The sequence below is a fragment of the Pantoea rodasii genome (assembly GCF_002095465.1).
GTDB lineage: Bacteria > Pseudomonadota > Gammaproteobacteria > Enterobacterales > Enterobacteriaceae > Pantoea > Pantoea rodasii.
Genome location: NZ_MLFP01000086.1, coordinates 215275 through 239236, shown reverse-complemented (window position 1 = coordinate 239236; position 23962 = coordinate 215275). Strand labels below are relative to the sequence as shown.

Below are 23962 nucleotides of genomic sequence, written 5' to 3'. Positions count from 1 at the left end.
TAGTACATTAACGCCAGCCCAATTCCGGTGCCACGTGAGTCAGGATGCTTTCCATCACGTGCGCACAGTAATCCACGCCCAGCTGGTTCGGGATGGTGAGCAGCAGCGTATCGGCTTCGGCAATGCCCTCATCCTGCGCCAACTGTTTGATCAGCTGCTCTGGCTCTGCGGCATAGCTGCGGCCAAAGATGGCGCGGGTTTTCTCATCGAGGAAGCCCACGGAGTCCTGATCCTGTCCGCTGCGGCCAAAGTAAGCGCGGTCAATATCGTTGGTCAGCGCGAAGATACTGCGGCTGACTGACACGCGCGGTGTGCGCTGATGACCCGCTGCTTCCCATGCCTGACGATAGGCACGAATCTGCTTCGCCTGCTGAACGTGGAACGGCTCGCCGGTTTCATCATCTTTCAGGGTTGAACTCTGCAGATTCATGCCCTGCTGTGCCGCCCACACTGACGTTGCGTTGGAACCGGAACCCCACCAGATGCGCTCACGCAGACCTTCCGAAAACGGCTCCAGACGCAGCAGGCCTGGCGGATTGGGGAACATCGGCTGCGGATTCGGTTTCGCAAAACCTTCACCCCGCAAGACTTCCAGCAGTTCTTCGGTATGACGGCGGCCCATATCGGCATCGGTTTCGCCCTCTTTCGGGTTAAAACCAAAGTAGCGATAGCCTTCAATTACCTGCTCCGGGGAACCCCGGCTCAAACCAAGCTGCAAGCGTCCATTGGAAATCAGATCGGCTGCACCGGCATCCTCCGCCATGTACAGCGGGTTCTCATAGCGCATGTCGATCACGCCGGTACCGATTTCGATGCGGTTAGTTTTCGCCCCGACCGCCGCCAGCAGCGGGAACGGCGAGCTGAGCTGACGGGCAAAGTGATGCACGCGGAAGTAAGCACCATCAGCACCCAGTTCTTCAGCCGCGACCGCTAAGTCGATGGATTGCAATAACACATCCTGCGCGGAACGGGTGGCTGACTGTGATGACGGGGTCCAGTGACCGAAAGATAAAAAGCCAATCTTTTTCATGGTGAAATTCTCCTCGTGGACCGCACTGGCCCGCACGTGATGATGTAAGTTTCGATAGAGAAAGGTTACGCCAGGAGAGAGGTGACTGATAGCCAATAGTTTTCGCGCGCTTCATCAACATTTTTGTATAAGTCATAAAAACACGGTCTTTGTGTTTAGCACGGCGATCCCTCATCTTGCGGAGCATTCCTCCCGATTCGCAGGGTATTCACGTCACCATGGCAAATGGCTACATCGATGCGCAGCAGCGCGCAGTGCTCCAGCAGCTCGCCCGAAGCTGGCTGTGGCGCAGTGAGCTGCCGACCTGGATATTAATGGTGGCCGTGTACAGCGGCTGGTTTGCCTGCGTGATCTACTGGCAAACGCTGGGATTGTTAGCTACCACGCTGCTGCTGATCGTGTTCACCACCTGGTATATGTCGTTACAGCATGAGCTGATCCACGGCCACCCGACGCGTTTTCCGCGCCTGAACCAACTGTTCGGCACCCTGCCGTTAGCGGTGTGGTATCCCTATGGTTTGTATCGCGATTCGCATCTGGCGCATCATCGCAATCATACTTTGACCGATCCTGATGAAGACCCGGAAACCTATTACCTGTCGCCAGCGCGCTGGGCGCAACTCAAGCCGTGGCAGCAACAGCTGATTCATCTGCGCAACACCTTTCCCGGCCGCTTACTGCTGGGGCCGCTGCTGGATATTCTGGCCACGTTAAAGCTGATGGTGCAGGCACGGGATCGCGCCTCAATCGCGATGTGGTTAATTCATCTGACGCTGCTGGCCGGGCTATTTTATTGGATGCACCAGCAAGGGTTATCCCCGCTGTGGTTTGTTGCGGCGGTGAGTTATCCGGCGTTGGCGCTTACCAAGGTGCGATCATTCTATGAACATCGCGCAGAAGAGGAGCCGCTGGCACGCTCGGTCAACAATGAAGCCGCTTGGCCGTGGCGTTTGCTGTTCCTGAATCTCAACTATCATTCTGTACATCACGATCTGCCTGGTTTGCCGTGGTACGGCTTACGCAAAGTCTATCTGAGCTGGCGCGAGGGCTATTATCAGCGTAACCAGGGATTTCGGGTCGCCGGTTATGGCGAATGGTTCACGCGCTTCTGGCGCAAACCGGTCAACGTTAATGCCCATCCGGGAACGCACAAGGATGCACAGAATGCCGATCCTTTCATTACCGATGTACGACATCCATCACCCCACGACGCTGGCCTTGACCGCAGCGCTAACGACGCTGCTGGCGCAACGCGGCGTGCAGGCTGAGGTTGAGTGGCACAGCGAACTGTTGCCGCACTGGCGCGATGAGGATTTGCTGCTGAGCCAGACCTGCGGCTATCCGCTGGTGCAACTGCTGCCCGACGTACAGCTGGTGGGCGCGTTTCAGTCAAGTGCGCAAGGCTGTGAAGGTCTGCGCTATCGCAGTTGGCTGGTGGCGCGCAAAGAGGATGAACACCTCAGCCTGAGCGATTTTCGTGGCCGCCGCGCGGTGTGTAACAGTGACGATTCGCACTCGGGTTATAACTCACTGCGCTATGTCACCGCTCCACTGGCGCGCGATGGCACCTTTTTTAGTGAAACGCTGCTCAGCGGCAGTCACCGTCAATCTTTGAAGGCGTTACGTGAAAAGCGTGCGGATATTGCGGCGATCGATTGCATTACCTGGGCGCTTTTGCGTGCTTACCACCCTGAAGAACTGGCCGGGTTAGAGATTATCGGCGAAACACCGCTGTGTGCCGCATTGCCGTTAATCACCTCCGCGAAAACCGACGCCAAAACGCTTGAGCATTTGCGCAGCGCCCTGACCGAACTCACTACCGACAAACACTATCAGCAGTTACTGTCAGCGAGCCTGATCAGCGGTTTTGCGGTACCCGAACGCGCGTTTTACGGTGAGGTGCAAGCGTGGGAAGATCAGGCGGCGGAATATGGTGTGACGGCGCTTTAATGGCCTCTGCCGTTTTTTTTGACGATGCAAGCCTGCAATCCACAGCACCTTTGTTGATGAAAAGATGCTGTGGACAGAACGTGGGTGCTCCTTTGTTCACCTGAGCTGCGGATTCACCTGTTACGCCACGATTTGCTGGCCGCGCTGTGCAGCAAACTGGTTTTCCGGCTCCGGTAAGCCGAGGTTTTCCCGCAGGGTATCACCTTCATATTCGGTGCGATAAATGCCGCGCGCCTGCAACAGCGGGATCACCTGCTCGACAAAATCATCAAACGCATTCGGCGTGCCGCCACGCACGATAAAGCCATCGGTGGCACCCGCGAGGAACCATTCGGCTAAACCGTCGGCCACCTGCTGTGCGCTCCCCAGGAAGCTCGGACGCGGTGTGGCTTCTTCCAGCGCCGCCTGGCGCAGGGTTAATCCTCGTTCACGCGCGTTATGCTTGATCTTATCGGTGGTGCTGCGGAAGCTGTTCTCGCCCAGACCGCCAATTTCCGGGAAAGGTTCATCCAGCGCGTACTGGCTGAAATCGTGATGCTCGAAGTAGCGACCAAGATACTCCAGCGCTTTGTCGATGGTGACCAACTCGGCGGTCTGCTGATAGCGTTGTTCCGCCTCCTCCTCACTGTCGCCGATGATCACGCTGATCCCCTGGAATACCCGGATATCATCCGCCTCACGCCCGCGCGCCACTAACCGGCGGCGCACGTCCTCACGAAACGCACGCGCTTCTTCAATGGTTTCCTGTCGGGTGTAAATGGCATCGGCCGCTTCAGCCGCAAACGCTTTGCCTGCTTCAGAAGCGCCCGCCTGGAATACAATCGGTCGTCCCTGCGGTGAGCGGCCCACATTCAGCGGGCCCTGCACGGCAAAGTATTTTCCTTTATGGTTCAGGGTGTGCAGCTTGTCGGCATCAAAGAACTGACCGCTGGCTTTATCCCGCACAAAGGCATCCTGCTCCCACGAATCCCACAGCCCTTTCACCACCTGCAGATACTCACTGGCAACGCGATAGCGCTCATCGTGCTCGGGATGGGTAGCGCGTGAGAAGTTTTTCGCCGATCCTTCCAGCGGCGACGTCACCACGTTCCAGCCGGTGCGGCCATGGCTGAGATGATCAAGGCTGGCAAACTGGCGCGCCACGGTGAATGGCTCGCTGTAGGAGGTAGAAAGTGTCGCCACCAGACCGATTTTCTGCGTCACCAGCGCCAGTGCCGACAACAAGGTAATTGGCTCAAAGCGGTTCAGGAAATACGGAATGGATTGCGGTGTGATGTACAGCCCATCGGCAACGAACAGAAAATCGATTTTTGCCTGCTCGGCTTTACGCGCCAGATCCAGCACATAATCGACGTTGATGCTGGCATCCGCCACCGCATCAGGATGGCGCCATGCCGACATGTTGCCGGATACGCCCTGAATAATCGCGCCCAGCCGCAGCTGACGTTGTGTCTGACTCATGCAATGCTCCTTTTATGCGTGTGCGGGCTGCCAGTCGGGTATCACCGGCAGCGCCTGAAGTAGTTTTTGTGTCCACGGATGCTGAGGGGCGGCGAACACTTGCGTCAGCTCACCGCTCTCCACGATGAGTCCGTTTTGCATCACCAGCACGCGATCCGCCAGATGCTGGATCACACCGAGATCGTGCGAGATAAACAGCAGAGCGGTGCCGTGTTCGGCCTGCATATCCGCCAGTAAATCCAGCACCTGCGCCTGCACAGACACATCAAGTGCACTAACGGGCTCGTCGGCCACCAGCAGCGCCGGGTTGGGGGCAAACGCGCGGGCGATGGCGACGCGCTGGCGCTGACCGCCAGAAAGCTGTTGCGGATAGCGCTGCAGGAAACGATCGCCGAGCTGCACTTCATCCAGCAGTTGCCGCACGCGCTGACGCCGCGCATCGCCGTAAATGCCCACGCTGTCGAGGCTTTCGCCGATGATTTTTCTACCGTGTAACGCGGATCGAAGGAGCTGAACGGGTCCTGCGCAATCAATTGCAACCGGGCACGCCGGGCGCGACGCGCTTTTCCGGCAGGCGATCCCAGCGTTCACCTTCCAACTGCAGCGTGCCGCTGTCGGGTTCGGTTAAGCCCATCACCACTTTCACCAGCGAGGTTTTACCTGAGCCGGATTCGCCGACCACGCCCAGGGTTTCACCGGCGTGCAGGGTGAAGTTGATGTTGTTCAACACCTGGCGATCGCCATAGGCTTTGTTAAGGTTGATCCCTTCCAGCAACGGTTGTTTGCCCGGCTTCGGACGCGGCGGTAACGGTGTGGGTTCCGCTGCACTTAAACGCAATCCACGGGTAGCGGGCGTGGGCACGGCTCGCAGCAGACGTTGGGTCCAGGCATGCTGCGGACGGTTAAGCAGCGGCGCGCTGTGCCCCTGCTCGACCACCTCGCCATCACGCATCACCAATACGCGATCCGCGAGTTCTGCCACTACCGCCAGATCGTGACTGATCAGCAGCAAGCCATGGCCGTCTTGTCGGCGCTGGGCCAGCAGTTGCAGGATCTGGCGCTGCACGGTCATGTCCAGTGCGGTGGTGGGTTCATCGGCGATCAACAGGGTTGGACTGCCCGCCAGGGCGGTAGCGATCAGCGCACGTTGTCGCTGGCCGCCAGAGAGCTGATGCGGATAACGCGCGAGGCGACTTTCCGCATCGGCAATGCCTGCCGCTTTCAGCAGCGCCAGGCTTTTATCCTGCAATCCTTCGCGGTGCCCTGCCGCGCTTAACGCGTCGGTTAACTGTTGACCAATGCGGCGCAGCGGATCGAGCGATACCAGCGCATCCTGCAAGACATAGCCAATACGGCGTCCGCGCAGCGCCTGCCAGTCACTGCGGCGCGCGTCACGCATGTCACGCCCATCAATCACAAAACGGTCGGCGGTCAGCGTTGCGCCGTCGGGCAGTAACCCTAACAGGCTGCGTGCCGTCAGGGTTTTGCCCGATCCGGACTCCCCCACCAGCGCCACCGATTCGCCCGGCCACACTTGCAGAGTGAGGTTTTTCACCACTTGCTGAGGACCAAAACGGATGGTGAGATTTTGGATATCAATAAACGGCTGACTCATGCGTTTCTTCCTTCAAAACGGGCCTGCCAGTGGCGACCGAGCGTATTAACGGCAATCACCGTCAGGGTGATAAACACGCCAGGCCACACGGCGATCCACCAGGCGTTACGCAGATAGTTGCGCCCTTCTGCCAGCATCAAACCCCATTCTGCGGTGGGTGGCTGCGGCCCCATACCGAGGAAGCTCAAACCGGCGGTGCCAATAATCGCCGTGCCGAGGCCCAGCGTGGCCAGCGCCGGCACTTGCGCAATGGCATGCGGCAAGATATGCCGGGTGATCAAGGTAAAGCGCGACAGGCCAAAAGTGCGCGCCTGCTCGACATAGCCGGAGGTCATCACGCTGTAGGTTTGTGCTCGCACCACGCGGGCGAATCGCGGCACCGAGGCCACGCCCAGCGCAATAATCAGGTTGTTGGTGCCGGGCCCGGTGAAGGCAATCAGCATCAGCGCCAGCAGCAGATCGGGAAACGCAGAGATCACATCCACCGCACGGCTGAGCAGCTCATCTATCACACCACGTGACAGCGCGGCGGCCAGGCCCAGCAGGGTGCCGAACAACACCGCTAACGCCATGGCAGCCACGCTGATCAGCATTGAATAGCGGCTACCGTAAATCACGCGCGTCAGCAGATCGCGTCCCAACTGATCGGTACCGAGCCAGTGTGCGGCCGAGGGCGGCAGCTGCGCGTTAACCGGATCGGCCAACAGTGGATCGCTGTGAGCCAGCACGCCGGGGGCAATCACCGCAATCGCCAACAGCAGCAGATAAAGCATCGCCAGCCACACCGCACCGGGCAGCGCAGCGGGTAAACGTTGTAGTGCTGCAATCATGATTTGTTCTCCTCACGCAGACGCGGATCGATCCACAGCGACAGGATGTCAACCAGGGTGCTCATCACTACGTAGATCAGCGCCGAAAGGATCGCAACGGCCAAAACCACCGGCAGATCCTTCGCCAGCACCGCATCAACGGTGAGTTTGCCGAGGCCGGGACGACCAAACACCTGTTCAGTGATCACCGCGCCGCTGAGTAAACCGCCCACCAGCCAGCCGGTTAAGGTCACGGCCGGTAAAGCCGCATGCCTCAGCGCGTGGCGCAGGCGAATGGTGGTTTCACTCACACCCCAGGCGCGTAGCGTTAAGGTAAAAGGCGCATCCAAAGCGCGTTCCAACTCGCGGCGCAGTAACTGCGCCACCACCGCGCCTTGCGCCAGGCCCAACGCCAGCGCCGGTAATACCAGCGATGACAACGAACGGTCACCTGCCACCGGGAACCAGCGCAGCGTGAAGCTGAAAATAAACAGCAGCACGATGCCCATCCAGAACGAAGGCGTTGACGCCAGCAGCAGTTCCAGCCCGTTGGCGATACGACGGCCAATGCGTCGGTGCGCGGTCGCCACGGCGATCACCACCGCAAACAGAATGCTCACCCCCAACGCTGCCAGCGTCAGCTTGATGGTGGGCCACAGCTGGGTCGACAGCAGATAACTGACGTCGGTATTGAGAATGTAGGATCGGCCAAAATCGCCGTGCAGCACGCGCCACAGGTAGTGCAGATATTGCCACCACAGCGGTTCATTCAGTCCCCACTCGGCACGGATCGCGGCTTCAATCGCCGGCGTGCGCAGCTGTTCGCCAATCAGCAAACTGACGATATCGCCGGGTGCCAGATGCACGCCGAGAAACGCCAGCGTCACGGCAGCCCACAGCACCAGCACGCCACCGAGCAGGCGGCCGACAATACGACGCGACAGCTCGCTGCGCCAGATCGAAGGCCGACGCGGTTGCGGTGTGCGGGTAACGATGCTTTCCAGACTCATCTTCGCCTCCTGATTAATGGTCGCTGAGCCAGATGTCGTATGCGTTCTCCGGCATCTGCTTGTAGCTGCGGAAGCCGGCTCCGTGCACATAGCGCGCGGTAGCAATCTGGTCTTCGGGTTCATACAACGGGATAGCCAGCGCCTGTTGCGGCAGTGCGTACTGCTGTAGCTGGCTGTAGAACTTACGACGATGATTGATATCCAGGGTGGCCGCTGCCTGATCGAGCCAGCCATTGATTTCAGGGCTGTTGACGCGGCTGTAGTTGATCGGCCCGCCGGCGTTGACCGGACGGTAGTGGTTTTCGATATCGATGCCATCCGTTTCGGTGTTCGAGTTCGCTATCGAACCAAAGTGACCGCTGTTGCGCACCTCGGCATAAGTGCCGGAATCGACGTAGCGCAATGCGATCTCCACGCCGAGCCGCTGGCGCGCCTGAGCCTGAATGGCCTGCAACAGCACATCGCGCTGGTCGCGCACCGTGGCCTGGGCCTGAATCACTTCAATGCGCAGGCGCTGGCCGTCTTTACTGCGGAAACCGTCGCTGTCACGCGTTTGCCATCCGGCTTCATCCAGCAGCTTATTTGCCGCTGTGGGGTTATTGCCGTACTGGCCTTCAAGATCGTTGTTGTACAGCGGGTCCACCGGCGAGGTAATGCCCCATGCTCGGGTGCGTTCGCCGCGGTACACCGACTTCAGCAGCGGATCGATATCCAGCCCCTGCAGCAGCGCCTGACGCACTTTCACGTCCTGCGTTGGGCCATATTCCACGTTGAGGAACAGCGAATACGGCGTGCCGGTATTGAGGGCGTGCTGGTAGGTAAAATCGCTGTTGTCTTTGAACTCGCTGGCATCGTTACCTGAGATGCCTTCAATCACATCCAACTGACCCGATAACAGCGCGCCGGTGCGTACTGAGGACTCTGGCAGGAAGCGATAGGTGACGCGCTCGAGGTAGGCCGGACCTTGATGATGCGCAGTGGCTGGCGCCCAGTGATAGTGCGGATTGCGCACAAAGGTCACCTGCTGCCCTTTTTCGTAGCTTTCGATGATAAACGGCCCGGTACCGGCGATCTCTTTCCCCCCCGCCTTCAGCTGCGGTGACTGCCAGCTTGCCGGGGCCAGAATCTGCAATTTCGCGGCGAACGAGAGGAATGGCGCATAGCCTTGTTTTAGCGTGATCACCACGGTGTTGCTGTCCGGCGTATCAACGCTGGCAATGCGGGCGCTCAGGGCACAAATGCTGGTGCCAGCGCAGTATTTCGGGTCCTGCACATGACGGAAGTTCTCCGCCACGGCGTTGTTGGCATCTAATTTTTCGCCATTCGAGAAGGTGACATCGCGGCGCAGCGTGAAGCGATAGGTTTTGCCATCCGCGCTGACGTCATAGGCGGTGGCCAGCCACGGCACGAAGCTGCCGTCGGTGCGACGGGCCAGCAGTGACTCCCATACATTACGCAGCGTGACTTCCGCTTTCGACTGACCGTTGAGCTGTGGGTTAAACGGCACCGGCTCGGTTTCCACACCATAGGTGAGTGAGCCGCCGCTGCGCGGTTGCTCGGCGGCGAGGGCACTGGTACTGCCCAGCAGGCACGCCAGCCCCAGTGCCAGCGTGATGGAATTCGCTTTCATAATGTCCCTGTTATTTTAAGGTGTGAGTCAGGCAATTTTGGCGATGGGCGACGGGTGAAATTCCTTTTTCAGGAACACCAGCGCTTCGCCCAGGGCATTAGTACGGTGATGAAAAGGCTGATAACCGCGACGCAGATACAGCTCACTCAACCACGGATGTTTAATCGCGGTGGCCAGATAAACACCCGGCGCTTTCAGGGTTTCTTTCAGCAACGTTTGTTCGGCATAACTGATGATGTCCCGACCATAGCCCTGCCCTTTGTAGTCCGGGTCCACGGCGAACCAGTGGATAAACGGCAGTGACGACGGTGCGTCCTGATCCTGCTGCCACGGAAACCGTACCGTGACGGTCGCGACCGCGCGTTTCCATTTGCGCAGCACCAGCACGGTTTCATTTTCGATGACCCGGCGGACCTGCTCGACGTTGCCCTGTGAAATGGTGAAATGCACATCCAGCGCGACCAGCGAGGCATAGGCGCGTTGTAATAGCGCAAAGATTTCTTCCGCGTCGTCGGGCTTAGCGACCTGAATGGACTGGCTCATGTTGGGTGTTCCTGAATTTATCTTCAGGGAATTATTGAAATACAGCGAAATAAAGTAAAACGAGAATAGTGGCAATCGATTTGTTGATTGTGGGATTCGGGCAGGCAGATACCGCAATAAATAAAGGTCGTCATAAATGACGACCCTGGAATTAATGATCACGATGTTCGTCGCGTGCACATTTATTATGCATCGCGATTTTTATTAATGCTGGCTTACCCACACATCATAAACACTTTCCGGCATCTGCTTATAACTGCGGAAACCGTAATCATGCACGTAACTGGCAGCGGCAAGTTGATCTTCCGGCTCATACAGCGGCACCGCCAAGGCCAGCTGCGGTAACGCACGCTGTTGCAGTTCGCTGTAGAACTGGCGACGTTGATTGAGATCCAAGGTCGCGGCGGCTTTATCCAGCAACGCATTGATATTGGCATCGTTGACGCGGCTGTAGTTAATCGCGCCGCCTTGCGCTATCGGACGGTAGTGGTTTTCAATATCTACGCCATCCGTCGGCGTGTTGGAGTTGGCGATGGTGCCAAACTTACCGCTTTTACGCACATCGACATAGGTGCCTGAATCAACATAATTCAGTTTGAGATCGATGCCCAAACGCTGACGCGCCTGTGCCTGAATCGCCTGCAGCAGTACGTCGCGCTGGTCACGCACCGTGGCCTGCGCCTGAATCAACTCAATACGCAAACGCTCACCGTTTTTGGTGCGGTAGCCTTCGCTGTCACGCGTTTGCCAGCCTGCCTCATCCAGCAGCTTGTTGGCCGCATCCGGGTTGTTGCCGTATTTCCCTTCCAGCTCCTTGTTGTACAGCGGATCCAGCGGCGAGGTGATGCCCCATGCACGGGTACGTTCACCGCGATACACCGACTTCAGCAGCGGATCGATCTCCAGCCCCTGCAGCAGCGCCTGACGCACTTTTACATCCTGGGTTGGGCCGTATTCTACGTTGAGGAACAACGAGTAAGGCGTGCCGGTGTTGAGTGCATGCTGATAGGTGAAATCCGCGTTGTCTTTGAATTCACCGGCATCATTACCGGAAATGCCTTCGATAACGTCGACCTGGCCGGACAGCAGTGCACCGGTGCGCACCGAGGATTCAGGCAGGAAGCGATAGGTGACACGATCAAGATACGCCGGTCCTTGATGCTTCGCGGTAGCCGGTGCCCAGTGATATTTCGGGTTCTTGACGAAGGTCACCTGCTGGCCTTTCTCGTAGCTGTCGAGAATAAAAGGCCCGGTCCCGGCGATATCTTTTCCGCCCGACTTCAGCTGCGGTGATTTCCAACTCGCCGGGGCCAGAATCTGCAATCCCGCGGCAAACGACAGGAACGGTGAATAGACGTCCTTGAGCGTGATCACCACGGTGCGATTGTCCGGTATTTCAATTTTGTCGATGTGCGATCCCATCAAGCACAGACTGGTTCCGGCGCAGTACTGTGCCACCTGCGTTTGGCGGAAGTTGTCCGCCACCGCGTTGGCATCCAGTTTTTCGCCGTTAGAGAACGTGACATCCTGGCGCAGGTTGAACCGGATAGTTTTGCCATCGGCGCTCACCTCGTAACTCTGTGCCAGCCAGGGAACAAAACTGCCATCCGGGCGGCGTGCCAGCAACGATTCCCAGAAATTACGCAGCGTGATCTCGGCTTTGTCCTGACCATTAAGTTGCGGGTTAAAGGTGGTAGGTTCGGTTTCGACGCCCACCGTCAGGCTACCGCCGCTCACGGGTTTCTCAGCGGCGTGAGCATTGATGGCGCTGCCGAGCAGGCTGATGCTCAGCGCCAGAGTTATCGCATTAAATTTCATATAATCCTTGGTGATTGCAGGTGTTATTTTAAATGGCCATATTCAGGCCTGATTTTAATTCCCGCTAAATTATTAAAATTTGGACAAATAAATGTAAAACGACAATATTGGCAATCGATGTGATGAAATGATTTAAGGACGAAAAAAAGCGCAATAAATTGCGCTGCTACGAATCAAGTATCAATGGGTAGCGGCACGATTCATCGCGCATTATTTTAATACGGCATCCCTGCCGCCAGCCTGTTACTCCGCACGTTTCGCGATAATACTCTCGGCCACATTGCGTGGCGCCTCAGCGTAATGCGCGAATTCCATACTGTAAGTGGCGCGGCCTTGCGACATGGATCGCAGCGTGGTGGCGTAGCCAAACATTTCCGACAGCGGCACCTCAGCGCGAATAATGCGCGCACCAAAGCGTTCGTCCATGCCCTGCAGCGTACCGCGACGCGAGGAGAGATCGCCCATCACGCCACCGGCATACTCTTCCGGCGTTTCCACCTCCACCTGCATCAGCGGTTCCAGAATCACCGGTTCGGCCTGTTTCGCGGCCGCTTTGAAGCCAAAATCGCTGCCATGCGGAATGCCATTTCCGAGGAATCGACGTCGTGATACGAACCGAAGGTCAGCGTGGCTTTCAGATCCACCACCGGATAGCCGGCCAGCACGCCGCTGTTCAGCGCTTCACGAATCCCCTTCTCGATGGAAGGAATAAACTCGCGCGGCACCACGCCGCCTTTGGTGGCATCTTCAAAGGCAAAACCAGTACCGGCCGCCTGCGGTTCCAGCGTCAGCACCACGTGGCCGTACTGCCCTTTACCGCCCGACTGCCGCACAAACTTGCCTTCCACTTCGCGTACCGTCTTACGAATGGTCTCGCGATAGGTGACCTGTGGGCGACCGATATTGGCTTCCACGCCAAATTCACGCTTCATGCGATCAACGATAATCTCCAGATGCAATTCGCCCATACCCGAGATAATGGTCTGGCCCGACTCTTCATCGGTGTGCAGGCGGAACGAGGGATCTTCCGCCGCCAGTCGCTGCAGCGCCAGGCCCATTTTCTCCTGATCCGCCTTGGTTTTCGGCTCAATCGACAGCGAGATCACCGGGTCCGGGAACTCCATGCGTTCCAGGGTGATAATGGCATGCGGATCGCACAACGTTTCGCCGGTAGTGACCTCTTTTAAGCCGACACATGCGGCAATATCACCGGCACGGATCTCATCAATTTCGATGCGGTCGTTGGCCTGCATCTGCACAATGCGACCGATGCGCTCTTTACGCCCTTTCACCGCATTCCACACGCTGTCGCCTTTACGCAGCACACCGGAATAAACGCGCACAAAGGTCAACTGACCCACGTAGGGATCGCTCATCAGCTTGAAGGCCAGCGCCGAGAACGGTTCTTCATCATCAGCATGACGTTCGTCGTGCTCGCCCTTTTCATTCACGCCTGACACGGCAGGGACATCCAGCGGTGACGGCATCAGTTCGATCACCGCATCGAGCATGCGCTGCACGCCCTTGTTTTTGAACGCACTGCCGCACAGCATCGGCTGGATCTCGCCAATTAAGGTGCGTTGACGTAATCCGGCGATCACCTCGTCTTCACTGAGGTCGCCCTGCTCCAGATAACGGTCCATTAGCGTGTCGTTGGCTTCTGCGGCTGCCGCCACCATGTTTTCACGCCATTCGGCGGCCAGCGCCTGCAGTTCATCCGGGATCGGCGCGTAGCTAAACGTCATGCCCTGGCTGGCCTCATCCCAGTAGATGGCGCGCATCTTGTTGAGATCCACTACGCCCGCAAAGTGCTCTTCCGCACCAATCGGAATCACAATCGGCACCGGGTTGGCATGCAGACGGTCTTTCATCATCTGCACCACGCGGAAGAAGTCCGCACCCTGGCGATCCATCTTGTTGACGAACGCAATGCGCGGTACGTGATATTTGTTGGCCTGACGCCACACGGTTTCCGACTGCGGCTGCACGCCACCGACGGCGTCGTACACCATCACCGCGCCATCCAGCACGCGCATGGAGCGCTCCACTTCGATGGTGAAATCGACGTGTCCGGGAGTATCGATGATGTTGATACGATGCGGCGTGAAGCTGCCATCCATGCCCGGCCAATAGCAGCTCACTGCCGCCGAGGTAATGGTGATGCCACGCTCCTGCTCCTGCGCCATCCAGTCGGTGGTTGCCGCGCCATCGTGCACTTCACCCAACTTGTGACTCATCCCGGTGTAAAACAGAATGCGCTCGGTAGTGGTGGTTTTACCGGCATCGATGTGCGCGGAGATGCCGATGTTGCGATAACGTTCGATAGGTAGGGGTCGGGGCATGATGCGTCCTTAGTCTGTTCGACTGAAAAGTGGGCGAGCACCGTTGCCCGCCGCTGCGCAACAGCTTAGACCTATTGTACGAGTAAATACGAACAGTTTGAGCCTTTTATAGCCATCGGAAAAATCTTGTGACGGTTTCAGCATTTCCGGGCTGGCAAGCTTATCCCTGGCGATTTATGGTAAGGGTCTCACTCTCAACGGGAAATCTAACCATGCGCATTCTGGTTGTCGGCGCCGGTGCCACCGGCGGGTATTTCGGTGCACGTCTGGCGCAAGCAGGACGTGATGTGACTTTTCTGGTGCGCGAGCGCCGTTTTCAACAGCTGCAACAAAGCGGTCTGGTGCTGAAAACGCCGGGCGGTACGGAAGTGATTCAGCCGCAGCTGGCGCAAACCGGCCAGCTTAAAGGTCAGTTTGATCTGATTATCCTGACGGTGAAAAGCTTTGGTCTGGATCAGGCGATTGAAGATATCGCGCCAGCCGTCGGGCCTGACACTTTGATCATGCCGATCCTCAACGGCATGCGCCACATCGATACGCTGCGCGCGCGCTTTGGCGACAAAGTGATTGGCGGCCTGTGCAAAATCAACGCCACGCTGGGTGAACAAGGTGAAGTGGTGCAGATGACGCCGCTGCATATTCTCTATTACGGCGCGCTGGAGGGCGAAAACGATGCGCGTCTGCAACGTGTCGATGAAATGCTGAAGGTGGCGCAGTTCGACAGCGTTTTTGCTGACAACATCATCAGCGAGCTGTGGGAAAAATGGCTGCTGCTGAGCACGTTGGGTGCGGTGTGCTGCATTGCACGCGGAAACACGCAGCAGGTGTTGCGCTCTCAGGGCGGTGAAGCGTTGTTGCAGGGTATTTTCGCTGAAGTGCTGTCGGTGATCGGTGCCGATGGTTACAAAGAACGCCCAGCGGTGACCGCCAAGATTTATGAAACGCTGAATAATCCGCAGGTGGCGATGACGTCGTCGATGTATCGCGATTTAACCCAGGGTTATGAGATTGAAGCGGACCAGGTTATCGGTGATTTGCTGGTGCGCGGCGCGCGCAATGGCGTGAACACACCGTTGCTGAATGCGGTGTATGTGAATTTGCAGGTGTATTTGCAGAACCGTTAAATCGCGGGTTAATACCGTTGCGGCGCGATTTATCGCGCGAATCTGAGAAGGCTAATTCGCTGATTAATGCGCAATGAATTGCGCCGCTACGGGGTTATATGCGTGTTATCCCAGACGCGTTTGCACGCCGGGCAGCTGCATCAATCGCTGCCAGCCTGCTTCGACGTCATCGGGTATATCGACGTGTCCGATGAATCCCTTACCGCGCGGGCCGTAGCCGTTTTCATCATCACGCAGGCGCTGGATTTCCCCCATCAGCAGCGACAGAAAACGCTCCATTGACCACAATCCCTGCGGTGGCGCACCGATGATGCGCAGCATACCGGCATCCATCATCACCTGCGGGGTGAATACCGGCCAGCTGATAAACTCCGGCGCATCGGCACGGTCGCGCCACTGATAGCGGAAGGTTTCCCAGCTACGGCGTTGCATCAGCGGGTCCTGCACCAACAACACGTGCTGCGGATGCCAATCCTGCTCATCGAGCAATTTCTGGCTGAAGATCGCATTCTCGCCGCCGTTGCGTGAGGCGGTTTCCAGCAGCAGCTGCTCGTCCGGCAGCGCAGCAAACACCCGCGCCATATCGGCCAGCAATTCCGCTTCGCTTTTCGCATGCGTAGAAATCTGACGATACAGCGGATGATTAGCGATCATCTCCGCCAGTAAGCCGGTGGAGTGACCGATGCCACCGCTGATCAGCAGCGGCAGCTGATACTTTTTCGCCAGCGCAATCACCCCTTCGACATTCGGCAGTACCGCGTGACCGGCAAGAATCGCCAAATCCACTTCTACTGTGCCATCCACCGGCATGTGGTCGAGCGCCAGCCAGGCGGCAATGATATTAATATCCTGAATCTGTTGGTCGTTGAGCTGCATCGCGTTCTCCTCGCATTGACACTGGCAGTGTAGCGGCTTAACTCGGGGCCAACAGAGAAAAATTTGCTACACTCGCCGCTATCATATTCAGGAGAGTTTCATGACTGCGCGTTCCGTCACCCTCGACGATGTTGCCCAACTGGCCGGGGTTTCTTATCAAACCGTTTCCCGCGTGCTTAACCATTCCGTGCAGGTTTCTCCGCGCACGCGCGCCAAAGTGGAAGCCGCCATGCAGCAGCTCAATTACGTGCCAAACCGTGTGGCGCAGCAGCTGGCAGGCAAGGCCACGCGGACTTTGGGGCTGGCGACCAGCGATCTGGCACTGATGGCGCCCGCGCAGATTGCCTCGGCGATCCAGCAGCGCGCTGCCGCGCAGGGCTATCACCTGGTGATCGCCATGGCGCATGCTGCGGGTCACGCGCAGGATACGGTGAATGAACTGCTGGCGCAGCGCGTCGATGCGCTGCTGATTAATCTGCCGTTGGATGCCGAACAGGCGGCGCAGGTGCAGCAGCAGTGCGGCAACAAACCCACGCTGTTTCTGGATGTCGAGCGCCAGGCCGAGGTGGCACAGTGTCAGTATCAAAGCGAGTCAGGTGCGTGGCAGGCGGTGGAACATCTTATCGCGCTCGGTCATCGTCAGATTGGCGTGCTAAACGGGCCGGAAAGTTCGGCATCCGCGCGAGCCCGGTTCAGCGCATGGCAGCAGGCGCTGGCATCACATCAGTTGGTGCCCGAGTGTGTGCTTTACGGCGACTGGAGTGCGCAATCAGGCTATCAGGCATTGTTAACGTTATTGCCCGATCGGCTACCGCAGGCGCTGTTAGTCGCCAACGATCAAATGGCGCTGGGGGCGATGCGTGCGCTGCATCAACACGGCGTGAGAATCCCGGCTGAGATCTCGATCATCGGCTACGACGATACTGCTGAAAGCGCATGGTATCAGCCGCCGCTCACCACCGTGCGACAGGATTTGCAGCAGTTGGGTGCCGTCAGCGTGGATCGCTTACTGGCTGTGCTGGAAGGGGCTGATGCCGAGGAAACCGCGCTGGAGACGGAACTGGTGCTGCGTGAAACCACCGCGACGCCGTTGCAAGACGGTGTGGATGTGGCGGAGATTGCACAGCAGTTGCAGGCACTCGCGCGCGCATTAAAAAAGTCGCCATAAATGGCGACTCTTCGGGTAGAAAGCCTGAGGTGCGCCTGGCTGCGCACCTGGAAAATCACTGTGGCTTTGGCTCGCCCATCGCTTTCAACTTCTTCGACAGCTCGCGACGCTCTTTCGACAGATCAGCGTTTTTGATGATGTACTCATCGACGCGGTCTTCATAATCCACACGCATTGACGCAATAATTTCCTGAATCGCTTCAACGCTCATGCCTGGTTTGATGTACTCGCTCAGGTTGTCCAGCAGCAACACACGTTTCTGGTTATCACGGACTTTCTTCTCGTTATCCACGATTTCGCGCTGCAGTTTGTTTTTACGACGAAACATACGCACAAACTCCAGAACGTCCTGAAACGATTGCTTGGCATTTTCCATGTTGGCACCTTTCTTTGAGCCTGCCGCGGCAGGCGGAATAGTCATGAGCTACAGCTTAGCGGCTGACTTAATGTGAAAGCAATTTTCACAGCTAAATTCGGACTGGCACTTATCTTAGCGCAAAGAATGGGTGATTCACATTAAGTCATTGCCTGAGAAAACTATTTGCGCAATGCCAGGCGAACCAGGTCCGTTATACGCTCCAGTTGACGCGCCTGTTCCAGGCTCAGCCACACGTAGCCGTAGATCGCCGTGGTCTCTAAGCGGCCGCTGCGATTGGCAATCAGCTGCTCCAGTTCCTGAGTTATCTCTTCCAGCTCATGACTGTTAGCGATCACCTGTTCCGTCTCCCCTTTCACCATCAGCGTGGCCAGCGCGTTCAGGGTGTCTTCGGTCATCTTCTGGCTACGGCGCAGCGTCGGGGCGTTTAACAGCAGCAGATGGCTCTCACGCGATGACCACCATGCATCAATTTGCATCTGCATGGTGTTAACCATATTACGGTTGATGGTCTGAATCGCTTCAAACACCGATTTCGGAATACGCGTCTCTTTGCTGGCCGGTTCCAACAGCGAGCGCATCTTGATCACGCTGTTGAGCTGTTTCTGGAACGGTTTGTTGAGTCGCGGTTTTTCCAGCAGGTTGGCGGAAAAACCGGTGTGGTGCAGTTTCGCCATGGCGATAAACGAATCCGACAGCTGAATGCGCCAGTGGGTATAAGCGCGCTGCGCCAGAATGGCACTGAACAACAGCGCCATGATCGAACCGAGGATCACATCGCCGCCGCGCCACAGCGCCACGGTAAAATCCCCTGCTGGCGCACCGACCACCACGCCGAGCGTGATGCCAATCAGCAATGCCATATACGGGTGTTTTCCCAGCGTCAGATAGCCGCAGATGATCATCACCACAAAACACCATGCCAGCATCATGGGCAGCGAAATCAGCTCCAGCTTGAGGGCAATCAACCCGGATGCCAGCCCGGCAAAGGTGCCGCTAATACGCTGAATCACGCGGGGGAACACATTGCCCCAGGTTGAGATCGGTCCCATCACCACCACCAGCGTAATCAGCGGCCAGGTCCCTTCCGGAATGTCGGTCAACCGCACAAACACGAAACACAGCACAAAGGCGATAGCGATGCGCACGCCGTGGACGGCGCGATAATGGCGGTAGAACCAGAACTCAATGGTGGAGATAGGTTTGTCGGCGCGTAACATGGTGGTCCGGAAACGATAAAAATTTGCGCGCTATGTTACCCTGGCGCAGCGTGAACATTGAGTGCTGCTCACCACTTTTCCCTTCTTTTTTTGCAATTCAACAAGTGCGCTACATCTGGTTTTCGCTTGTGAAACATCGAAGTAACGCACTGGTGATATTAGTCGGCTGCGCGTACCGGGATGTACATATCCACCAGCCAGTCGCCGCTGTCCGTGCCATCAGAAAGATAATGTTCAAAGCACGGACGATTATCCACCTGCCAGTCGGATTGCGTCTTGAGATGATCAAACAGGCTACGCCAGGCGGTAATGAAGTCGTTATTCGCTACTTCCATACGCGCGTGGAAATACTGGCCGCCGGGCAGCAATCCTTGTTCGATATCGTCGCCATAAGAAGGCACGGCATCGGTGGGTGCGGTGATCACCGTTTCAACACGCAGTTCTTCTGGCGGTATAACTTCCGGATTCCCGTAGTAAATCGCCAGCCATTCGCCGATGACGCCGTGTTGCTGGACCCAACTTTTCAGCTGATTGAAACCACGCGGCACCGTTTCCTGCCACGGCCCCTGCAGATGATAGCCCAGCCAGCTTTGAGGATGACGCTCAACGATTGATGCTTTCATGCTTTTGCCTCCGTTCAGCAGCAGAAAGCCTTTCAATGCCACTCCCATGCCGTTAAGGACGGGAGCGGCGATGCCATCCGCTGCGGTTTACAGTTTCTGTTTCACGTAGTCGCTGATGCGCGTGATAATGCCGGCTTTATCCACGCCTTGTAAGGCATACAGCGGATAACTCGCCAGCTGCTTGTCTTTATCCAGCACCTGAATCTCACCAATCTGCTCGCCCGCTTTCAACGGCGCTTCCAGATCTTTGCGATCGATCACATACTTCGCCATCACGTTTGAGACTTCAGTGCGCGGCAGCGACAGGAAGATATCCTGCGTGGTGCCGACATCCACCTTATGCGGATTGCCGTACCAGACGTTCTCGGTGCCAATCTTCTTTCCGGCATGGAACAGCTGCACAGTGTCGAAGTTATTCTGGCCCCACACCAACAGCTTACGCGCCTGCTCTTCACGCCCTTTCGAACTTTTACCGCCCATGATCACGGCAATCAAGCGATGACGGCCGACCACATTTGACGCGATGATATTGAAGCCTGCTGATTCAGTATGGCCTGTTTTCATGCCATCAACATGAAGGTTTTGATCCCACAGCAAACCGTTACGGTTGTTCTGCGTGATGCCGTTCCAGCTCAGGGTTTTCTCGGCGTACATAGCATAGAAATCTTGCTCGCCGCTGATAATGGCGCGTGACAGCACCGCCAGATCGCGCGCGGTGGTGTGTTGACCCGGTGCATCCAGACCGTGCACGGTTTCAAAATGGGTGTGCGTCAGACCCAGCTTCTGCACGTAGCTGTTCATCATATTGACGAAGCTGTCCTGGCTGCCCGCCACATAATCGGCCAGCGCCACGCAGGCATCGTTACCGGAATCGATGATCACTCCGCGCATCAGATCGCGCACGGTGACTTTATCACCCGGCTTGAGGAACATCAGTGAGGAGCCTTTGAACACCGGATTGCCCGCCGCCCAGGCATCTTTGCCCACGGTGACGTAATCATCACGGGTGATTTTTTTCTGATCGACCGCGCGATCCACCACATAGCCGGTCATCAGCTTGGTGAGGCTCGCCGGGTTACGCTCTTCATCGGGATTGCCCGCGGTGAGGATCTGGCCAGTGGTGGCGTCCATCAGCACCCATGAGGCTGCATCAATCGGCGGAGGCGTCATGGGGAATGGCATGCTGTCGTCAGCCTGCGCCAGCGATGCCCAAACAATCAATCCAGATACAGTTACCAGCAGACGCCTTTTCAACACTTCTTCCTCAAATCAAAAAAATGAATTTACCGCCGCACGTTTTACGGCAATTAGCGTCGGGATAGTTGAATAAATTGAAAAAAAGTATGAACTGCGGACAAATGCTGCGCGCCTGCCTGCAGCAATGGCAAACAAGGTTGTGCTCCACCCGGCACGCGACTATTCTGTGCGTTGATTTTCAACAGCCAGGATACCGCCGTGCCCGCCTCTGAGTTCACCTTCTTGTTTCACGATTACGAAACCTTCGGCAAAAGTCCTTCGCTGGACCGCCCGGCGCAGTTTGCTGGCCTGCGTACCGACAAAGATTTCAATGCGGTGGGTGAACCGCAGGTGTTCTACTGCCAGCCCGCTGATGACTATTTGCCGCAGCCGGAAGCGGTGATGATCACCGGCATTACGCCACAGGTGGCTAAAGCGCGTGGCGTGACGGAAACAGCGTTTGCTGAACGTATTCATGGGCTGTTTACCGAGCCGCAAACCTGTGTGATTGGTTACAACAACGTGCGCTTCGATGATGAAGTGACGCGCAATATCTTCTATCGCAACTTCTTCGATCCTTACGGCTGGAGCTGGCAAAACGGCAACTCGCGCTGGGATCTGCTGGATGTGATGCGCGCCTGCTATGCCCTGCGCCCGGAAGGCATTGTCTGGCCGGAGAATGATGACGGCTTCCCAAGCTTTAAGCTGGAGCATCTCACTAAGGCTAACGACGTGGCACACGAGCAGGCGCACGATGCAATGTCCGATGTGTATGCGACCCTGGCGATGGCGAAACTGGTGAAAGAGAAGCAGCCGAAGCTGTTCGAGTTTCTGTTTAGCCATCGCAACAAGCAAAAGTTGATGAACCTGATTGATATTCCGCAGATGAAACCGCTGGTACACGTCTCCGGCATGTTCGGCGCGGCGCGTGGCAATACCAGTTGGGTGGTGCCTGTGGCGTGGCATCCGGATAACCGCAATGCGTTGATCGTGGTGGATCTGGCGGGCGATATGCAGCCACTGCTGGATCTGGATGCGGATGAGCTGCGCGAGCGGCTGTATACCAAACAGAGTGAACTGGGCGATCGCACGGCGGTGCCGATCAAGCTGGTGCATATTAATAAGTGTCCGGTGCTGGCACCGGCCAATACCTTGCGTCCGGAAGATGCTGCGCGGCTGAATATTGATCGTGAGCGCTGCCTGGCGAACCTGGCGCTGCTGCGTCAGCATGCCGAAGTGCGTGAAAAAGCGGTGACGCTGTTTGCGGAAGCCGAGCCGTTTAAGCCATCGGACGATGTCGATGCACAGCTGTATGACGGTTTCTTCAGCGATGCGGATCGCGCGGCGATGAACATTGTGCGTCAGACGCCACCGCAGAATTTACCGGCGCTGGATTTAACCTTTGACGATAAGCGTATCGCGAAGCTGCTGTTCCGCTATCGTGCGCGTAACTTCCCCGGCACGCTGGATGATCAAGAGCAGCAGCGCTGGCTGCAGCATCGCCGCGAAGTGCTGAATGCCGATCGTGTGCAGTCTTTCTTGCTGGAACTGGAGTCGCTGGCGAGTTTGCATGAAGGCAATGCAGATAAGATGACACAGCTGAAGGCGCTGTATTTGTATGCGCAGGAGTTGGTGTCGTAACTGCCATCAATCAATCGCGCGGCTACAATAGATTTTCACCCTTGCCGCCGCGCGATGTCATTCAGTTTAAATCAATCCCCACACCATCCAGGTGAGTGCAAAACCGCTCAAGCCCATCAGCGTGGTCAGTACGGTCCAGGTCTTCAGACCATCCGCAACCGACAGCCCCAGATAGCGCGTCACCACCCAGAAACCAGCATCGTTAACGTGGGACAAGCCCAGGCCACCAAAGCATGCCGCCAGAGTTACCAGTACGCGCTGCATATCGGTCACATCGCCTACCGCCTGGCTCAACAAGCCGCTGGTGGTGAGAATCGCTACCGTGGCCGAACCCTGTGACGCGCGCAGTGCCAGAGACAGAATAAAGGCTGCAGGCACCAGGGGCAGATGCAAGGTTTCCAGCGTAACCGCCAGCGCTTTACCCACGCCAGATTCCACCAGCACTTTACCGAACGCACCGCCCGCACCCGCCACCAGAATCACACTCGCGGAACTAGGAATCGCGCGACCGGTCAGATCTTCCAGCTTCTCTTTACTCCAGCCACGACGCACACCGAGGAACCATGCCGCCAGTGCCAGGGCGATTAACAGCGCAATCGGCGGGTTACCAATCACTGTCATCACATCACGCAGAATACTGCCTTCCGCCAGCATGGTATGCGCCAGCGTTCCCAGCACGATCAACACAATCGGTACCACAATCAAACCGGCGATGGTCATCGCGCCCGGCGGTGGAACGTCGTTTTTGGGTGTGCCTTCTGGTTTTGCCAGCTGTAACTGCTCCAGAACCTTCACTGAAAGATGGTACTGGCGCAGGTTCATCGCTTTCGCGACGTAATAGCCGACAATGCCTACCGGAATGGAGATCAGGATGCCGAGCATCATCAGCCAACCCATATCGGTATGCAGAATACCGGCCGCCGCGGCTGCGCCGGGATGGGTTGGCAGCGCCACATGCACGGTTAACATCACGCCTGCCATCGGCAAACCAAACTTCAGCGGCGAGACGCGCGCGACTTTGGTGAAGCCGTAGATCAGCGGGATCACAATGATGAAGCCGACCTCAAAGAACACCGGGATACCGAGGATAAATGCGGCCATGGTCAGCGCGGCCACGGTACGTTTGATCCCGAGCGACTTACTGAAGCGCTGCGCCAGCGATTCGGCACCGCCCGAGGCTTCAATCACCGCACCGAGCATCGCCCCCAACACGATGATAATGGTGATATGACCCAGCAGGTTGCCCATGCCGCTAAAGATGGTTTCCATGATCTTATCAGCCGGGATACCGGTGCTGATGGCGACGATCAAACTGACAATCAGTAAAGCAACAAACGGATGGACTTTGGCTTTAATCACCAACAGCAGCAGTATCACAATGCTGGCAGTAGCGATGGCTAACAGCAACGCGGTAGACATGATAAACCTCTAATTCAATTTCCCCCGTCATACTTCAAGCTGCAGGTGCGTGGGGTCCGTGCAGCTCGAAT

The 23962-nt window shown here is 57.1% G+C and carries 18 protein-coding genes and 2 pseudogenes; 5 read left to right on the top strand and 15 right to left on the bottom strand.

Annotation, left to right across the window (positions count from 1 at the left end):
* Positions 1-7 precede the first annotated feature (7 nt).
* Positions 8-1030 carry an LLM class flavin-dependent oxidoreductase gene (locus HA45_RS24450; RefSeq protein WP_100700933.1) on the bottom strand — a complete coding sequence of 341 codons (1023 nt, stop codon included), beginning with the start codon at positions 1028-1030 and terminating at the stop codon, positions 8-10.
* Positions 1031-1248: 218 nt separating this feature from the next.
* Between HA45_RS24450 and HA45_RS24445 the strand changes: the two genes are divergently transcribed.
* Together HA45_RS24445 and HA45_RS24440 are read left to right on the top strand one after the other, a co-directional pair.
* Positions 1249-2298 carry a fatty acid desaturase gene (locus tag HA45_RS24445; protein WP_100700934.1) on the top strand — a complete coding sequence of 350 codons (1050 nt, stop codon included), beginning with the start codon at positions 1249-1251 and terminating at the stop codon, positions 2296-2298.
* Positions 2195-2980: a phosphate/phosphite/phosphonate ABC transporter substrate-binding protein gene (locus tag HA45_RS24440; protein ID WP_100700935.1), complete on the top strand. Its 786-nt coding sequence runs from the start codon at positions 2195-2197 to the stop codon at positions 2978-2980. Before HA45_RS24445 ends, HA45_RS24440 begins: the two co-directional genes overlap by 104 nt.
* Positions 2981-3100: 120 nt before the next feature.
* Here HA45_RS24440 and HA45_RS24435 read toward each other — a convergent pair whose 3' ends face one another.
* The 8 genes and pseudogenes from HA45_RS24435 to fusA all read right to left on the bottom strand — a co-directional run bounded on the left by HA45_RS24435 (position 3101) and on the right by fusA (position 14208).
* Positions 3101-4441, bottom strand: coding sequence for an LLM class flavin-dependent oxidoreductase (locus HA45_RS24435; RefSeq protein ID WP_100700936.1), 1341 nt, complete (start codon positions 4439-4441; stop codon positions 3101-3103).
* 12 nt (positions 4442-4453) lie between these two features.
* Positions 4454-6056, bottom strand: a pseudogene (locus HA45_RS24430) (dipeptide ABC transporter ATP-binding protein).
* Positions 6053-6886 (bottom strand): ABC transporter permease, encoded by an 834-nt coding sequence (locus HA45_RS24425; RefSeq protein WP_100700938.1) that lies wholly within the window; start codon positions 6884-6886, stop codon positions 6053-6055. The pseudogene HA45_RS24430 and the gene HA45_RS24425 overlap by 4 nt, the downstream one beginning before the upstream one ends.
* Positions 6883-7875, bottom strand: a complete 993-nt coding sequence (locus HA45_RS24420) for an ABC transporter permease (RefSeq protein ID WP_100700939.1) — start codon at positions 7873-7875, stop codon at positions 6883-6885. The genes HA45_RS24425 and HA45_RS24420 overlap by 4 nt, the downstream gene beginning before the upstream one ends.
* Before the next feature lie 13 nt (positions 7876-7888).
* On the bottom strand, positions 7889-9505 hold the full coding sequence (locus tag HA45_RS24415; RefSeq protein WP_100700940.1) for an ABC transporter substrate-binding protein: 1617 nt from the start codon (positions 9503-9505) through the stop codon (positions 7889-7891).
* A 27-nt stretch (positions 9506-9532) separates the two neighbouring features.
* Positions 9533-10048: a GNAT family N-acetyltransferase gene (locus HA45_RS24410; protein ID WP_100700941.1), complete on the bottom strand. Its 516-nt coding sequence runs from the start codon at positions 10046-10048 to the stop codon at positions 9533-9535.
* A 204-nt stretch (positions 10049-10252) separates the two neighbouring features.
* On the bottom strand, positions 10253-11866 hold the full coding sequence (locus HA45_RS24405; protein ID WP_100700942.1) for an ABC transporter substrate-binding protein: 1614 nt from the start codon (positions 11864-11866) through the stop codon (positions 10253-10255).
* 243 nt (positions 11867-12109) lie between these two features.
* A pseudogene (fusA, locus tag HA45_RS24400) lies at positions 12110-14208 on the bottom strand (elongation factor G).
* 212 nt (positions 14209-14420) lie between these two features.
* Between fusA and HA45_RS24395 the strand changes: the two are divergent.
* Positions 14421-15332 carry a ketopantoate reductase family protein gene (locus tag HA45_RS24395; protein ID WP_100700944.1) on the top strand — a complete coding sequence of 304 codons (912 nt, stop codon included), beginning with the start codon at positions 14421-14423 and terminating at the stop codon, positions 15330-15332.
* Positions 15333-15437: 105 nt separating this feature from the next.
* Here HA45_RS24395 and HA45_RS24390 read toward each other — a convergent pair whose 3' ends face one another.
* Entirely contained in the window at positions 15438-16208 is a 771-nt protein-coding gene (locus HA45_RS24390; RefSeq protein ID WP_100700945.1) for a YdcF family protein, read from the bottom strand.
* 100 nt (positions 16209-16308) lie between these two features.
* On the opposite strand from HA45_RS24390, the gene HA45_RS24385 reads away from it, so the two are divergent.
* Positions 16309-17376 (top strand): LacI family DNA-binding transcriptional regulator, encoded by a 1068-nt coding sequence (locus tag HA45_RS24385; protein ID WP_100700946.1) that lies wholly within the window; start codon positions 16309-16311, stop codon positions 17374-17376.
* A 55-nt stretch (positions 17377-17431) separates the two neighbouring features.
* Here the strand turns inward: HA45_RS24385 and tmaR are convergent, their stop codons facing one another.
* From tmaR to dacD, 4 genes are all read right to left on the bottom strand, one after another.
* Positions 17432-17752: a PTS system regulator TmaR gene (gene tmaR, locus HA45_RS24380; RefSeq protein ID WP_034824689.1), complete on the bottom strand. Its 321-nt coding sequence runs from the start codon at positions 17750-17752 to the stop codon at positions 17432-17434.
* 161 nt (positions 17753-17913) lie between these two features.
* On the bottom strand, positions 17914-18972 hold the full coding sequence (locus HA45_RS24375; protein WP_100700947.1) for an FUSC family protein: 1059 nt from the start codon (positions 18970-18972) through the stop codon (positions 17914-17916).
* A gap of 158 nt (positions 18973-19130) precedes the next feature.
* Positions 19131-19595 (bottom strand): GyrI-like domain-containing protein, encoded by a 465-nt coding sequence (locus tag HA45_RS24370; RefSeq protein ID WP_100701359.1) that lies wholly within the window; start codon positions 19593-19595, stop codon positions 19131-19133.
* Between the two features lie 87 nt (positions 19596-19682).
* On the bottom strand, positions 19683-20849 hold the full coding sequence (dacD, locus tag HA45_RS24365) for a serine-type D-Ala-D-Ala carboxypeptidase DacD (protein WP_205960930.1): 1167 nt from the start codon (positions 20847-20849) through the stop codon (positions 19683-19685).
* Between the two features lie 201 nt (positions 20850-21050).
* On the opposite strand from dacD, the gene sbcB reads away from it, so the two are divergent.
* Positions 21051-22472 (top strand): exodeoxyribonuclease I, encoded by a 1422-nt coding sequence (gene sbcB / locus HA45_RS24360; RefSeq protein WP_100701360.1) that lies wholly within the window; start codon positions 21051-21053, stop codon positions 22470-22472.
* A 66-nt stretch (positions 22473-22538) separates the two neighbouring features.
* On the opposite strand, the gene HA45_RS24355 is transcribed toward sbcB, so the two are convergent.
* Positions 22539-23891, bottom strand: a complete 1353-nt coding sequence (locus HA45_RS24355) for a GntP family transporter (protein WP_100700949.1) — start codon at positions 23889-23891, stop codon at positions 22539-22541.
* Positions 23892-23962: the final 71 nt, after the last annotated feature.

Excerpts from the sequence above, each read along its gene's own strand:
- HA45_RS24385 (WP_100700946.1), top strand. The coding sequence starts at position 16,309 with ATGACTGCGCGTTCCGTCACCCTCGACGATGTTGCCCAACTGGCCGGG.
- HA45_RS24420 (WP_100700939.1), bottom strand. The coding sequence starts at position 7,875 with ATGAGTCTGGAAAGCATCGTTACCCGCACACCGCAACCGCGTCGGCCT.
- HA45_RS24450 (WP_100700933.1), bottom strand. The coding sequence starts at position 1,030 with ATGAAAAAGATTGGCTTTTTATCTTTCGGTCACTGGACCCCGTCATCA.
- HA45_RS24355 (WP_100700949.1), bottom strand. The coding sequence starts at position 23,891 with ATGTCTACCGCGTTGCTGTTAGCCATCGCTACTGCCAGCATTGTGATA.
- HA45_RS24395 (WP_100700944.1), top strand. The coding sequence starts at position 14,421 with ATGCGCATTCTGGTTGTCGGCGCCGGTGCCACCGGCGGGTATTTCGGT.
- HA45_RS24390 (WP_100700945.1), bottom strand. The coding sequence starts at position 16,208 with ATGCAGCTCAACGACCAACAGATTCAGGATATTAATATCATTGCCGCC.
- HA45_RS24425 (WP_100700938.1), bottom strand. The coding sequence starts at position 6,886 with ATGATTGCAGCACTACAACGTTTACCCGCTGCGCTGCCCGGTGCGGTG.
- HA45_RS24445 (WP_100700934.1), top strand. The coding sequence starts at position 1,249 with ATGGCAAATGGCTACATCGATGCGCAGCAGCGCGCAGTGCTCCAGCAG.
- HA45_RS24410 (WP_100700941.1), bottom strand. The coding sequence starts at position 10,048 with ATGAGCCAGTCCATTCAGGTCGCTAAGCCCGACGACGCGGAAGAAATC.
- tmaR (WP_034824689.1), bottom strand. The coding sequence starts at position 17,752 with ATGGAAAATGCCAAGCAATCGTTTCAGGACGTTCTGGAGTTTGTGCGT.
- HA45_RS24405 (WP_100700942.1), bottom strand. The coding sequence starts at position 11,866 with ATGAAATTTAATGCGATAACTCTGGCGCTGAGCATCAGCCTGCTCGGC.
- HA45_RS24370 (WP_100701359.1), bottom strand. The coding sequence starts at position 19,595 with ATGAAAGCATCAATCGTTGAGCGTCATCCTCAAAGCTGGCTGGGCTAT.
- HA45_RS24375 (WP_100700947.1), bottom strand. The coding sequence starts at position 18,972 with ATGTTACGCGCCGACAAACCTATCTCCACCATTGAGTTCTGGTTCTAC.
- HA45_RS24440 (WP_100700935.1), top strand. The coding sequence starts at position 2,195 with ATGCCGATCCTTTCATTACCGATGTACGACATCCATCACCCCACGACG.
- HA45_RS24415 (WP_100700940.1), bottom strand. The coding sequence starts at position 9,505 with ATGAAAGCGAATTCCATCACGCTGGCACTGGGGCTGGCGTGCCTGCTG.
- HA45_RS24435 (WP_100700936.1), bottom strand. The coding sequence starts at position 4,441 with ATGAGTCAGACACAACGTCAGCTGCGGCTGGGCGCGATTATTCAGGGC.